We start from the raw sequence: 14,011 nt of genomic DNA, 5'->3' as shown, positions 1-14,011 counted from the left end.
CTTTGGGGCTATTATATTGGGCTTTGCTTCCGAATCCCAGAGGTGTTCTGAATTCCCTTCATTTTATGTGAAAATAGTCACATTTTTTGCTACTGGAGCTTTTGTAAAAGACCAGTCACAATAGCGCTACAATTTATACTTTTTGCGCGGACATGTTTTGACTATTTTTTCTCGGATTTTTATCTTGTCAGTCGTTGTGAGCAGCAGTGTTGCCTATGCCGAAGATAAACGACCTAATTTTGCTTTCGGCTTAGGGTATGGGCTTTTAAGTGAGAAGTCTCTCATGAATATTGATTTCAAAATAAATATGCCTATTAACGATTACCTCTCTGCCCAAGTGTTATTAAATAGTAATTATTTAATAACAGGGTCATCAAAAGACAGTTTCGCTCAGTCTGAATTCTCGTCTAATTGGTTTATCCGAAATGATTATGGTCGCTTAGGGCTTGGTCTTGGCGTTTCTGAATTACAGCCAATGGATGAAGAGCTAAAGAGTGAACGTGACATTATTGGGCAGTTTATTGGTGAGTTATTTTTGGGAGACTTTTCATTAACCACTAATTATATCTCTACGGATACAACCTTGAGTAATGTGACAAGTTCGCGTTTCGGTGTTAGTTATTATTTTAACGAAGATCTAAGAACTTCCTTATTTAGGGAGAACTATAATGTAGATGAAGTGGGCTGGCGCCTAGAAACCTACTTTCAGCCTAAAAAATATCGACAGGTGGGCAGTGTGGGGATTATCGCTAGGACGAGTGATAATTATGACTATGTTGGCGCTGTCGTGCAGTATTACTTTGATTACGCAGTTCCATTAAAGCAACGCGAATTTGAATTCCATTAGGCTGTTCTGCCTAGCGAATTTATTCTTTATCTAATTGATCGACACTCCATATCGTCCATTTCGGTATCACAACTTCTTGTGAAGCTTTAAACCTTTGAACTATGGTGGTGTCGACACGCCGATTCATTATTCTTCCCTCCTGTGTTTGGTTAGACGCGATAGGGAAGTCTTGTCCATAACCTATAGTTTTAATTCTGTCAGCATCGATAGGATAGAATGACCTAATGACGTGAGCCACCATATTGGCTCTTTCCAATGATAGCCTTTGATTGTATGCCTTGCTTCCTGTGCTGTCGGTGTAACCTTCTACAATGACAAGCGTATCGGGGTGATCTTGCAGTATCTTGTTGATAGCCTCCAGTTCTGATCGATACGAGGCTTTTATGCTGTATTTATTTCTGCCGAACGAAAGGGTTAATTTATGCGGCACTTGTAGTTTCTGACTGGCGTTTTGGTTTAAGCCATCAGGAGTGCGAAAAGGAACGACAATGTCCCCGCTTACTCTTCTGTTAAGTCGTTTTCCTTGTTCTGTGTCATTCGACGCAACAGGGCGTTCCTGTCCATAACCAAATGTTTTGATGCGATTTTTATTAATACCAAAATTTGATGTTAAAGCGCTAGAAACCGCAATTGCACGTTGTTTGGAAAGTAATAGATTGATCCTAGGTGTGCCTGTGTTGTCGGTATGTCCTTCAATTAGCAGGTTGGTTATCGGCTTTTGTTGTAAAAATAAAGCTAGATCATCCAGCTCTGCGTAGGCGCCTTCTTTTAGTTTATAGCTGGCTGTGTCAAATTGAACGTCAAAGTTAAAGCGATAATATTCCAGTTTTGTGAGAGGGCAGCCAGTATTATCAACATCGACGCCTACAGGTGTATTGGCGCATAAGTCCCTAGCGTCAATAACACCGTCTTGGTCGGAATCTTTTAATGAATCCATAAGGCTAGTAGGGTACAAGGTCTGACTGATAGACATTGTGCTATATAAGGCAGACAGTATAATAGCCATCCGGGCTACTTCGACACTCATTATTAAATACTCAGTCTACTGATTTCGACTTCAAGAATGCTCTAGAAAGTGTATTTTGAAGTTTTGTTATTATCAAAATTACAATGATTAGTGATATTTATTTCCTTGCTATTAGGTTGATGTACTGCCATTCACCCATTGTAATAGGCATTACAGATAAGCGATTTCCTTTCTTGGTTAATAACATATCGGCCAGTTCTGGGTGTAGCTTTAATTCTGCTAATGTTAAAATCGAAGGCCACTTCTCAGTAAACTCTACATCGACCATGAACCATCTAGGTTTATCTGGTGATGATTTCGGGTCAAAATAAGCGCTGTTTGGGTCCCAGCTGGTATGGTCTGGATAGGCTTCTTTACTGACAGTCGCAATGCCAACAATACCCGCTGGGGAGCAGCTTGAATGATAGAAAAAGACAAGATCTCCTTCTTTCATCGTTTGCATAAAGTTTCTGGCTTGATAGTTTCTGACTCCGTCCCATGGCGAACGTTGCATTTTTTTTAGATCATCAATGGAAAACGCATCTGGTTCTGACTTCATGAGCCAATAATTTGGCATATGCACCTCAGTTTCATAATGAAACATACTATATGTTCACGCTTACAAATATTCTATCTACAATTAGAAGGGTAATCAGTGAGACTACCGAATGACTTGATAGGCCTCAATGCTTTTTTGAGTTATAGCTCCTTGTAATGGAAGAACAGAATGAGTCACTTTGCGTGTAAAGCGTTTTCAGCATTGGATAAAGAGCTCAAGGACGATTTGCTAGAGTGTTATGTTGAAGCTCAGCAAGAAATAGAAGAGATTATTAACAGTATTGAAACTGACGGTTTTTCATTTGATAAGCTGGATAAACTCTTTCGTTCGCTCCACAGCATGAAGGGGAACTGCTCTGTCTGCTTTTTAGATCCTTTGGTTGGTGTTCTGCATAAGCTAGAAGAGATAGTGGATGGTATGCGTGGAGGATACATTCAATACCATCATTACTTGGGTGAACTGATCATTGTCGTGATCGAAAAAGTGTATGACTTGACAAAGCAGATTTATCAGTCCCATGTGGCAGAAAGTGCTGTTCGTGATCAGCTACAGTATGGCCTTGATGCTATTTATGCAGAAGAAATAGATACAAAACGTCCTGAAATGGCGGCTGATTTATTGCGGCAATGTAATCAGATTATTGAGGAAAAAGATGCTCCACCACCTACCTCCGTTATTATCAAAGTGGAGTTCACTGCAGAGCAGCAGGCGGATATCGATCTATTTATTGGTTTTAGTCAGAAATTAAATCGCCTTTTGGGCTATTCGTCAGAACGTAGTGAGCGCATCTTAAAACTGTGTCAGTTGATTAATGCCGAATGTTCTAGTTCGGTTGATCCCGCCCAGCTCAGTGCAGCAGCCTATATGCACAATATGGGTATGGCTCCTATTCTAAGTTGTAAGGATGATGAAGGGCGAAAACAGCAGGCCGAGAAGAATCACCCACTCGTAGGCGCTAAATTGCTGGCAAAACATGAAGGCTGGGAAGAAGCGGTTGCTATGGTTCAAGCGCATAAAGAACGCTTTGATGGTACTGGTATGCCGGAAGGCTTAATTGGTTCTCTTATACCGCAAGGTGCCTTTATTCTTGCTATGGCTGTCATGTTTATTGATGCTGTTTGGGGGAAGTCAGGCAGCGAATATAGAAAAAGTGCTATTAGAGCTGTGCAAATGGTGAACTTTGAAAGCGGTAAAGGCTTTCCTCCGCAATTGATTGAGTCTTTCAATACAGCTATTCGTAAAGTTTTGGTCGCAAAAAGCCAGTAGAGCTTGTTAGCATAGTGTTCATCTTATTCACTTGTATTTAGCTATCCATGGATGTCACTTTGCTCCCCCTTGTTTTTCACTCCCATTACAGTATTCCGTTTCCAGCAGGGCACCGCTTTCCAATGCGTAAGTTTGGTTTATTAGCAGAAACCTTGAGGGAGTTGGGTATTCTGACCGATGATAACCAATACACGCCATCGCCTTTGTCTCTTAAAGTATTGATGTCTGCTCATGATAAAGACTATGTGCAGCGTTTTATTCGAGGAGAGCTTAGTAAACGGGAAGAAAAGGAAATTGGTCTGCCTTGGTCGGAATGGCTGGTAGAGCGTACGTTGCGGGCCGTTTCTGGTACCATCCTTACTAGTGAATTAGCGCTTCAACACGGTTTGGCATGCCATCTGGCTGGTGGTACGCATCATGCGCATCCTTCCCATGGATCTGGCTTTTGTATATTTAATGATTTGGCTGTTGCGGCGTTGGCGATTATTGAGTCAGGCAAAGCCAAGAAGATTCTCATTCTAGACTGTGACGTGCATCAAGGTGATGGCACTATTGCCTTCTTTAAAGATAGAAGTGACATCCTGCCAGTGTCCTGGCACTGTGAAGAAAACTACCCACAGGTAAAGCAGACATCTGGCGTTAATATTGCCATCCCAAAGGGCGCAAATGACCAAGAATACTTATCAATTTTAAAAGAAACTTTGCCGTCATTATTGGCAGAGCATCAGCCAGACTTTGTGTTTTATGATGCGGGTGTGGATGTCCATAAAGACGACAGGCTTGGTTATGTTAACTTAACTGACCACGGTATTTTTGAGCGAGATAAATACATTATTAGTGCCTGCGTATCACTTAATCTGCCAGTCGCTTGTGTCATTGGAGGAGGGTATGACAGAAATGAAGAAAAAGTTGCCAAACGCCATAGTCTACTTCACCAGGCTGCTAATCAGATCTGGATGAATGTCATTCGCTTGAGGTCATGAGGTCAAGGCTAAAAGCAGAAAAAAATCCTCAGAGAATGTTTCGCAATATTAGTTTTTATACCTGTCGTTTTGGTTCATGCGTTAGTAACTAACATCCAATGGCTGACATTAATGCCTTGATACTATTTTTAATCATGTTGGGCAAGCTCACTAGAGAGCTTGCCCAACGATGTTAAGTTTTTATTGACTGACAACCGACTCAGGTTTGCCTTTGGGTTTGTAAATAGACAGTCCAGATTGGTCGTTGAACATGTGAAGACGTGACTCATCAATATAAAAGTTGGCCTCATCATCTTCATTGACTATATGACTGGATGGGGCTTCAACGGTGATTTGGCTCTCACCCAAGCGACTTGTCAGCTGGATTGTTGAGCCAAGCAATTCTAAATTCTCCACCTTGCCTTTGATGACTAGTGGATTGCTAAGTAAGTCAGGCGTGATATGAATATCACAGGGACGAATGCCAAGTGTCGCTTTTTCACTGGATTGATTGTCGTTAATCTCACCCAGCAAGGGTAATGTTTGTCCTGCAAGATCCACGTGCCAGCCTTCTTGTTTGCTTAAGGTCACTGGAATGAAGTTCATTGCTGGGCTGCCAATAAAACCTGCCACAAACTTATTGGCAGGGGAGTGATAAATCTCTCTAGGCGTGCCCACTTGTTCGACTTTGCCATCACGCAATATCACGATACGATCTGCCAGCGTCATGGCTTCCACCTGATCGTGTGTTACATAAATGGTGGTTTTTTTCATTTTCTTATGCAGTGCTTTAATTTCCGCTCGCATAGAATTTCGTAGTTTTGCATCTAAGTTAGAAAGCGGCTCGTCGAATAAAAATACTTCAGGGGTTCGTACCATCGCACGTCCCATTGCCACGCGCTGACGTTGGCCGCCAGAAAGCGCTTTAGGTTTGCGGTCCAGCAAAGGGGTTAATTGCAGCATGTCTGCAACAGGACGAACTTTTTCATCTATGTCAGCTTTGCTCATTCCAGCCAGTTTTAAGGCAAAGGCAATATTTTGATAAACCGACATGTGTGGGTAAAGCGCGTAACTTTGGAATACCATTGCGATGTCACGTTCGATGGGTTCTAACTCGTTCACAACTTTATTATTGATAAGAATTTCACCGCCAGAGATGTCTTCTAGGCCAGCCAGCATTCTTAAGGTGGTCGACTTGCCACAGCCCGATGGGCCTAGGAACACAATAAACTCACCGTCATTAATTTTCAGATTAAAGTCTTTAACGGTATGTACATCACCTGAATAGACTTTTTCAACATGTTTAAATTCAACAGAAGCCACGAGATTCTTCCTTATTATATTTAATTAGATTTAGCCTTTTACCGCACCGCCAGTTAAGCCTTCGACAATGTATTTTTGAGCAAACAAGAAAAATACGATGGCAGGGCTAATGGTCACGGTGACATAGGCCAATATACGGTTCCATTCGATGCCATATTCGCCACGATATTGCATGATACCTAGCGTCCACGGATATTGTTGTTCTGTGTTCAATACCAGCAAAGGCAGCAAGTAATTGTTCCAGCTTGCCACCAAGACAAAGACACCAACGGTGGCAAGAATGGGCGTAGAAAGCGGTAGAATGACATGCCAATAGAATTTGATGTAACTACAGCCATCGACACGAGCGGCATCAAAGAGCTCAGCAGGCAGCTGTTCGAAAAAGGTGCGGAACAACAAAATACTGAAGCCTAACCCGAATGCCACTTGGGGAATAACGACGCCAGATAAACTATCCAATAGACCAAGATCACGGATCTTTAGAAACAAGGGAAGTATTGCCGCGGCCGCAGGAAACATCATGCCAATTAAGAAGTAGTTATAAATGTATTTGTAGCCCGCAAACTTAATATGAGAAAAGGTAAACGCGGTCATTGTGCCGATGATAATGGTCAGTAGCACCGAGAAAAACGCAATAATTAGCGAGTTCTTCATCAGTTGCCAAATGGAACCATCGGCAAAAACTTGCGCGTAATATTCAAACTCCCACACATCTGGTAAACCAAATGGATTGGTGCGTAATTCGCCTAAGCTTTTGAACCCACCGAGCACAGTGGCAAACATAGGCACTAATACAAAGCCCGCGATCAAGATTAGGAAGATGTATTTTCCCCAAGATATTCTTCGCATTGCTAACATAGGGCGTTCCTTTTATTTTTTGTCTTTCATAATGGTGCTTTGATATGTGAAGGCAAAAATCACACAGCATATGAACAACACCACACCCACTGCGCTACCAAAGCCAACATTCATTCGAGTAATACCAAAGGTGTAGAGGTAAGAAACCAAGGTGTGAGTACTATGAGATGGGCCACCGCCAGTAAGAGGCATAATCAGGTCGAAAGTTTGTAGCGCCCCCAGAATACTGAAAAAGATGGAAATGGTGATGCCCGACATAATGAGCGGAATCTTTACATACCAAATCGCCTGAAAACGGCTCGCACCATCTAACTTGCTCGCTTCGATAAGGTCTTTTGGAACGCCTTGCAAAGCCGCGATGTAAATCATCATGTGGAAGCCAAAATACTTCCAAACAAGCACCACTAAAATGGCAACGAATGCCCAGTTTTTATCCGCCAAAATATACCAAGTATCGGTATTTAGGGCTTCGGTAAATTTTGCCATGACGCCGTAATCGCCATCAAAGACAAAGCGCCAAATTAGCCCAGCGGCCACTTCAGCCAAAATATAAGGCAAAAAGAAAATCAAACGGAATAAACTGTTGGCCCAGCTTTTTTTGTAAATAGAAAGGGCGATGATCAAAGCCAAGGGCAGTTGGATAATCAGTGAAATGACAATGATTTTAAGCGTGTTCCAAACGGCTGTATCAAACGCACTGTGTTTGAATAGACGAATGTAGTTACTGAATTCCACCCACTTACTGGGCTCTCCATAACCATTCCAGCGGAATAAGCTGTAATAACCCGCTTCACCAATGGGCAAAATGACAAAAATGGTAAAAAGTAATAGGGCGGGTGGCAAAAATAATACGAGTGCCAGTAAGCGATTGCCGTGATTATTTTTTTTAAACCAACGAGAAACCTTTTGATTCGAAGAAGTATTGGGGCGATTTTCAGTAGTGGTGACATCATTACTCATAGCAAGCCTCATGAAAGAGAAAACAGCCAACCGAAGTTGGCTGTATTGATCGATTCGTGCTTAGTTCGCGTTATTCAAATTCCCACGCTTCTTGCACTTGTTCAGCGGCTTCTTCAGGAGTGAGTGATTCACCAACAATGCCTACAGAGACATCGTTAACGACGCTACCGACATTGGCGCCAAAGGCTTGATCATAAAATAACTGGTGCCAAGTAGAGCTAGCAATGTTTTGCGCAATGCGCTTCTTGAATGGGTTTTCAATAGCGGTGTCAGCGCCTTTAACAACCGGAATGATCATATTAATTTTGGCGAGGTGTTTCTGCATTTCGATATTAGAAAAATACTTTAACCATTGAACCGCTTCTGGGCTGGCTTGGGCTGTTAGTACCCAACCGGCAATACCACCCAGCGTATCGGTCGCTTTGCCTTTGCCATCTTTAAGGATAGGGAAGTTCATCCAACCTAAGTTTTTATCGCCCACACCTTTGCCTGAAATGGACTGTTGAGCTTGGAACAAGTAGTTCCAATCACCCATTAACTGCATGGCAGCTTTGCCATCACCAAAATTACCTGATGAGTCTCCAAAGGATGCGGCTAAATAGCCAGGTTGGAAGGGGTTTAAATCGACTAAGCGTTTTAGCTCTTCGCCCGCTTTGATGAAGTCTTTGCCAGCGAAACCATCGCCTTTTTTATCGATGGCATCTTGGATGCCTTGCTGACCGGCTTGGCGCATAGTCAGTAGCGCCCAATAAAATTGAACTGGCCATTTATCACCACCCGCGGTGGTAATAGGCGTAATACCTGCGGCTTGGAGTTTTTTGATGGCGGCTAAAAAGTCATCCCAATTGACAACGTTATCGGCATCAACGCCTGCTTTATTGAATAAACTTTTGTTGTACCAAAAGCCAACTTGGCTAACCATGTAGGGAAGACCGTATTGCTTGCCATGGTAGTTATAAGCGTCAAAGCTAGCTTCGGAGAACCGCGATTTAATGTCTTTCATCTCTTTGGTGACGTCTTTTAATAATCCTGCATCAACACGAGTTTGAAAGTTTCCTCCGCCCCAGCTGTAGAAAATGTCTGGACGCTGATCGGACTGAAGAAGTGTTGGCAGCTTTTGTTTGAAGGCTTCGTTTTCTAAATATTCTAGCTTGACGTGCTGACCTGGATTGGCTTTTTCATAGTCTTTAGCAACTTGTTCCCAAATGGCAACGACTTTCGGGTCAGCTTCAAGATGAAGCATGCGAATTGTTGTGTCTGCCCAAGAGAATGAAGAAGTAAGGGATGCTGCAACTGCAACTGGGTAAAAGAGTTTTTTCCAGTGCTTCTTAAGGTAGTGAGTATTGTGGTTGTTTTGGTAATGCATAAAGAACGTCCTTTTTTATTATTAATGTGATCGTGCTTTTATTTTAATTACGGGTGTTTTTATTTTGAATAAAGTGCGTTTTTTGAACGTCTTAATTGTTTTTTTAAGAAATCAACAATTAAGTTTTTTAAGTGGATTTTAAGTGTTTTGGCTTTAATCCATGTTCGTAACAAACTTTATGATGGCTTGATCATTGCTGCATAAGTTGTTTTGCTCAATTATGAAATTTTATATTCATGTTCACTTATTTTTTAGTTGAGCCATATCTAAGATTAAAACGCGTTCAAAACTAAGTGTTAGGTTGATTTAACTGTATGATTTTTAATTGGAAAACTACTTTTTTATGATGCTCGGTTTTCCTGCCTATTTACCTTTGAAGACGAGGGGGTAGGAGAAAACTCTGCTGACGATCTGTGTGAAATAACGTAGCGGATTTGAGATATTACATAATGTTAATTTTGATGATCTTATGGGAAAAAGATGTCAAAAGCTAAGAGGCGAGAATCACTTATCTAAAAAATTAGCTGTAAATATAATCGTTTCTAAAATAGCGCTATGATAATAAATATAAATAGTTAAGGTATTCGTTATATGGAAATTTATAAAGACTCAAACTTTACTGTTCAGCAACGGGTGGATGATTTACTGGCTCGTATGACGCTAGAAGAAAAGATTGCTCAGCTTGGTGCGCAATGGTTGATCTTAGCATCGAATGGCGAGCATCAAGATCGTGATTTTGAGATGGGATCTCAGGACGAACGTAAATCCATTCAAGAACGTTTAAAACACGGTTTGGGACAAATTACCCGACCCTTGGGAACGCAAGTTATTAGCCCCAATGAAGGTGTCAAAGCACTGAATCAGCTGCAAAAATATCTAGTCGAAGAAACCCGACTGGGCGTACCTGCTATGTCCCATGAAGAGTGCCTAGTGGGTTTGATGGCCAAAGATGCGACGCTTTTTCCTTCTTCCTTGAATTATGGCCATACTTGGAATCCGGAACTGATTCATCAAGTAGGGCAAGCCATTGGTGAACAAACTCGGCTGGTTGGTGCTCATCACGGTTTGGCGCCTGTGTTAGATGTTTCTCGTGATGTTCGATGGGGCAGAACTGAAGAAACACTGGGTGAAGATCCTTATCATGTTGGCGTCTTGGCAACGGAGTTTGTTAAAGGCCTTCAAGGTGAGAAGCGCGACCTTCTGGCTACGCTAAAACATTATGTTGGCCATTCATTTAGCGAAGGTGCGCGGAATCATGCCCCCGTACATCTTGGTTTTAAGGAACTCAACGATACCTTTATGTTGCCGTTTGAAATGGCGGTGAAGCTTGGCAATGCGGGTTCTGTTATGCCGGCTTATCACGATATCGACAATGAAGCTTGCCATGCTTCCAATCATTTATTGACCGAAGTCTTGCGTGATCAATGGGGTTTTGATGGTTTAATTGTCGCTGACTATGGCGGTGTTGAGTTATTGGCCAGTCATCACGGTATTGCCGCGGATAAAGCCCACGCAGCCGCATTGGCGTTCAATGCAGGGTTGGACATCGAATTACCCGATGATGCTTGCTCGAGTCAGTTGGCTGCAGCGTTAGAGCGAGGTTTGATAAGTGAGCGGAAAATCGACGAGATTGTTGCGCGAATTTTATCGGTGAAATTTGCAATGGGTTTGTTTGAAAACCCCTACTGCGATGAATCGCCTATTGAATTGCAAAATGACAAGGCAACAGAATTGGCTTATCAGGTGGCTTTGCAGTCGGTGGTTATGCTCGAAAATCGTGCTGGCTTGCCTCTCAAAAAGGAACAAAGAATCGCCGTTGTTGGACCAACAGCGGATGATCAATTGGCTTTATTAGGTGGCTACAGTTTTCCTATTCACCTTATTTTGAGCAGTGATGACGACGACAGCAAAGTTTGCCCAACAATACTGGAAGCCTTGCAAACAACATTTGCGCAGGTTTCATACAGTAAAGGCTGTGACATTTTGACGGAACGTCATAGTAATGCGCCTGTTTTTCCTGGTGATGTGGATTTGGCCATGAACCAGACCATGACGTCTCCGGTTTCACGGGATACCAGTCAAATTCCGCAAGCGATTTCAACGATTGAGCAAGCTGATGTAGCGATTGTCTGCGTTGGGGATCTAGCTGGTTTATTCCAAACCGGAACGGTAGGGGAAGGCTCAGATACCGACAGTTTGGATTTACCTGGCGTTCAGCAGCAACTCATTGATGACGCCATCGCAACGGGCAAACCAGTGATTATTCTGGTCACAGGTGGAAGGCCTTATAATTTGAATGGTGCTGAAGAAAAAGCCGCTGCTGTATTATATGCTTGGGCTCCGGGCCAAGAGGGCGCTCGTGCCATTGCTGCCATTATCGCGGGCAAAGCCTCACCATCGGGGCGCTTAACGGTGTCTATCCCGAAAAATGCTGGCGCTGTGCCATATTTCTATAATCACAAATTGAAAAGTGGTGGCACGCCGATTGCCTATCACTTTGGCTCCAAATATAACTTTGGTTATGGTCTGACATACACGAATTTTGCCTATAAAAATATGCAGATCGAAAGCAAGCAAGTGCCAATCGAAGATGGCGTGATTCAAGTGTCTGTCGAGCTTGAAAATATAGGCAATCGATTTGGTTGTGAGGTTGTACAACTTTATGTGAAAGATAAGCTGTGTTCTTTGGTTCGGCCGATTCGTGAACTAAAAGGTTTTCAGCGAGTGGAGTTGCCTGCAGGCTCTTCAGCTACCGCCGTGTTTGAGTTGCCTGTCGATATGCTGAATTTTACCAATTCGTCTCATCAAAGAATGGTTGAAGCAGGTGAGTTTGATATTATGATTGGCAATTCTGCCACCAATATTTTGTTCACTCAAACAGTACAGGTGGTTGGGGAAAACAAAGTATTGCCACAATACTGGAATATGGTTTGTCATACATACTATAAACAGCATTGATTGCTCTATAAAACCTGTGTGGGATATGCGCAGTAGGTGTAGGTCTCACACAAGTTTATTGTTTATCTCTCACTATAATTTTCAGTTACTTAGATCAATAAAACGCCTTTTTAAAATGTTATTTTTTTACTTTTTTTCTGTCCTTAATAACGCCATATCCAAAGCCGCCATCTTCCCTGTCGTAAATTGTCATCCGCTAGACGCTTCCAAGCATTAGATCGTAAATCTTTCTCTCTATTATCACTATGAATACTTGGTTTATAGCGCCTTGGCTTGCTGAAGCGTTACTTCCCTTTTAACCACACCACGATAATCGTTGAAGCGATTATTTATGTAAGGAGCTGATCTGATGCAGCATTATTCAGGCTTTGGGTTGTTAAAGCACAGTTTTAGCCATCACGAAAATTGGCAGCGGGTGTGGCGTAATCCAACCCCTAAAAAGAAATACGATGTGATCATCGTAGGTGGCGGCGGACACGGTTTAGCAACGGCTTACTATTTAGCAAAGCAGTTTGGTGTTACGAATGTAGCAGTCATTGAGAAAGGCTTTCTAGGTGGCGGTAATACGGCACGTAATACTACGATCGTTCGTTCAAACTACTTATGGGATGAGTCTGCGCACTTGTATGAGCATGCGATGAAATTATGGGAAGGTCTATCTCAAGATCTTAACTACAATGTCATGTTCTCTCAACGCGGCTGTTTAAACCTAGGTCATACATTGCAAGACATGCGTGATATCGAGCGTCGTGTAAATGCTAACCGTTTAAACGGTATTGATGGCGAAGTTCTGGATGCGAAGCAAGTGAACGAAATCGTTCCAATTCTAGATTGCTCTGGTAATGCTCGTTACCCTGTAATGGGGGCTTCTTGGCAGCCACGTGCAGGTGTTGCTCGTCACGATGCGGTAGCTTGGGGTTTTGCTCGTGGTGCGGATATGCACGGTGTTGATCTAATTCAACAAACTGAAGTCGTTGATTTTATCATTGAAGACGGCACAGTAACTGGCGTAAAAACGGATCGTTACGGCGATATTATGGCAGATAAAGTAGGTTGTGTTGTCGCAGGACATTCAGGCTATATGGCTGCAAAAGCAGGTTTTGAATTACCGCTTGAGTCGCATCCTCTACAGGCATTGGTATCTGAACCGATCAAGCCAATCTTAGATACAGTAGTAATGTCTAACCATGTACATGGTTATGCATCTCAGTCTGATAAAGGTGATTTGGTAATCGGTGCAGGTATCGACAGCTATGTAGGTTATGGGCAGCGTGGTTCTTACCCAACTATTGAACATACTATACAGGCGATTGTGGAAATGTTCCCGATCTTCAGCCGTGTACGTATGAACCGTCAATGGGGTGGTATCGTTGATACATGCCCTGATGCATGTCCTATTATCTCTAAAACACCAGTGAAGAATTTATTTTTCAACTGTGGTTGGGGTACAGGTGGCTTTAAAGCAACACCTGGTTCTGGTCACGTATTTGCTGCTTCTTTGGCAAAAGGTGAAATGCATGAGATGGCTGAGCCATTCTCAATGTTCCGATTCCACAATGGCGCGCTTATCGATGAGCACGGCGCAGCTGGTGTAGCACACTAACGGGAGATTCAGTTCATGTTTTATATTTATTGCCCTTATTGTGGTGAACACCGCGAAGAAGAAGAGTTCCATAACCAAGGCCAGGCTCATATTGAGCGCCCAGCAGATCCTGATTCTTGCTCGGATGAAGAGTGGGGGAACTACATGTTCTTCCGTAAGAACCCTCGTGGCTTACATCATGAGATTTGGGTTCATGCGGCAGGCTGTCGTAAGTTCTTCAACGTTACTCGACATACAGTAACGTATGAAATTAAAGAAGTTTACAAAATGGGTGAGCAACCTAAAGTCGTTGCAGAGTAAGGG

Annotated in this window: 12 protein-coding genes; 6 read left to right on the top strand and 6 right to left on the bottom strand. The window is 42.7% G+C overall.

Annotated features, from left to right (window positions below; genetic code table 11):
• The first annotated feature begins 184 nt into the window (after positions 1–184).
• A complete protein-coding gene (locus JSY38_RS01935; protein ID WP_239544161.1) occupies positions 185–847 on the top strand; it encodes a hypothetical protein in 663 nt (220 codons plus the stop codon).
• 19 nt (positions 848–866) lie between these two features.
• Here JSY38_RS01935 and JSY38_RS01930 read toward each other — a convergent pair whose 3' ends face one another.
• Both JSY38_RS01930 and JSY38_RS01925 read right to left on the bottom strand, forming a co-directional pair.
• Positions 867–1,853 carry an OmpA family protein gene (locus tag JSY38_RS01930; protein ID WP_205114989.1) on the bottom strand — a complete coding sequence of 329 codons (987 nt, stop codon included), beginning with the start codon at positions 1,851–1,853 and terminating at the stop codon, positions 867–869.
• A gap of 118 nt (positions 1,854–1,971) precedes the next feature.
• The gene (locus JSY38_RS01925) at positions 1,972–2,430 is read right to left on the bottom strand and encodes an EVE domain-containing protein (RefSeq protein WP_114413310.1); all 459 of its coding nucleotides are present in this window, start codon (positions 2,428–2,430) and stop codon (positions 1,972–1,974) included.
• A 150-nt stretch (positions 2,431–2,580) separates the two neighbouring features.
• On the opposite strand from JSY38_RS01925, the gene JSY38_RS01920 reads away from it, so the two are divergent.
• Both JSY38_RS01920 and JSY38_RS01915 read left to right on the top strand, forming a co-directional pair.
• Positions 2,581–3,678: an HD domain-containing phosphohydrolase gene (locus JSY38_RS01920; RefSeq protein WP_205114987.1), complete on the top strand. Its 1,098-nt coding sequence runs from the start codon at positions 2,581–2,583 to the stop codon at positions 3,676–3,678.
• 59 nt (positions 3,679–3,737) lie between these two features.
• Entirely contained in the window at positions 3,738–4,661 is a 924-nt protein-coding gene (locus JSY38_RS01915; RefSeq protein ID WP_239544154.1) for a histone deacetylase family protein, read from the top strand.
• Between the two features lie 180 nt (positions 4,662–4,841).
• Here JSY38_RS01915 and JSY38_RS01910 read toward each other — a convergent pair whose 3' ends face one another.
• From JSY38_RS01910 to JSY38_RS01895, 4 genes are all read right to left on the bottom strand, one after another.
• On the bottom strand, positions 4,842–5,963 hold the full coding sequence (locus JSY38_RS01910) for an ABC transporter ATP-binding protein (protein WP_205114983.1): 1,122 nt from the start codon (positions 5,961–5,963) through the stop codon (positions 4,842–4,844).
• A 30-nt stretch (positions 5,964–5,993) separates the two neighbouring features.
• Positions 5,994–6,821, bottom strand: coding sequence for a carbohydrate ABC transporter permease (locus JSY38_RS01905; RefSeq protein ID WP_205114981.1), 828 nt, complete (start codon positions 6,819–6,821; stop codon positions 5,994–5,996).
• A gap of 12 nt (positions 6,822–6,833) precedes the next feature.
• Complete coding sequence (locus JSY38_RS01900) at positions 6,834–7,781, bottom strand: carbohydrate ABC transporter permease (RefSeq protein ID WP_205114980.1); 948 nt, start codon at positions 7,779–7,781, stop codon at positions 6,834–6,836.
• A 70-nt stretch (positions 7,782–7,851) separates the two neighbouring features.
• Positions 7,852–9,147 carry an ABC transporter substrate-binding protein gene (locus tag JSY38_RS01895; RefSeq protein WP_205114978.1) on the bottom strand — a complete coding sequence of 432 codons (1,296 nt, stop codon included), beginning with the start codon at positions 9,145–9,147 and terminating at the stop codon, positions 7,852–7,854.
• A 591-nt stretch (positions 9,148–9,738) separates the two neighbouring features.
• Here JSY38_RS01895 and JSY38_RS01890 point away from each other — a divergent pair.
• From JSY38_RS01890 to JSY38_RS01880, 3 genes are all read left to right on the top strand, one after another.
• A complete protein-coding gene (locus JSY38_RS01890; RefSeq protein ID WP_205114976.1) occupies positions 9,739–12,105 on the top strand; it encodes a glycoside hydrolase family 3 N-terminal domain-containing protein in 2,367 nt (788 codons plus the stop codon).
• A gap of 349 nt (positions 12,106–12,454) precedes the next feature.
• Positions 12,455–13,708, top strand: coding sequence for a sarcosine oxidase subunit beta family protein (locus tag JSY38_RS01885; protein ID WP_114413272.1), 1,254 nt, complete (start codon positions 12,455–12,457; stop codon positions 13,706–13,708).
• A 15-nt stretch (positions 13,709–13,723) separates the two neighbouring features.
• Positions 13,724–14,008, top strand: coding sequence for a sarcosine oxidase subunit delta (locus JSY38_RS01880; protein ID WP_114413271.1), 285 nt, complete (start codon positions 13,724–13,726; stop codon positions 14,006–14,008).
• Positions 14,009–14,011 lie beyond the last annotated feature (3 nt).

This window comes from Marinomonas foliarum (genome assembly GCF_016906065.1).
GTDB lineage: Bacteria > Pseudomonadota > Gammaproteobacteria > Pseudomonadales > Marinomonadaceae > Marinomonas > Marinomonas foliarum.
Note: the sequence above shows the minus strand (reverse complement) of the source record. Positions and strands in the feature narration are given on the sequence as shown.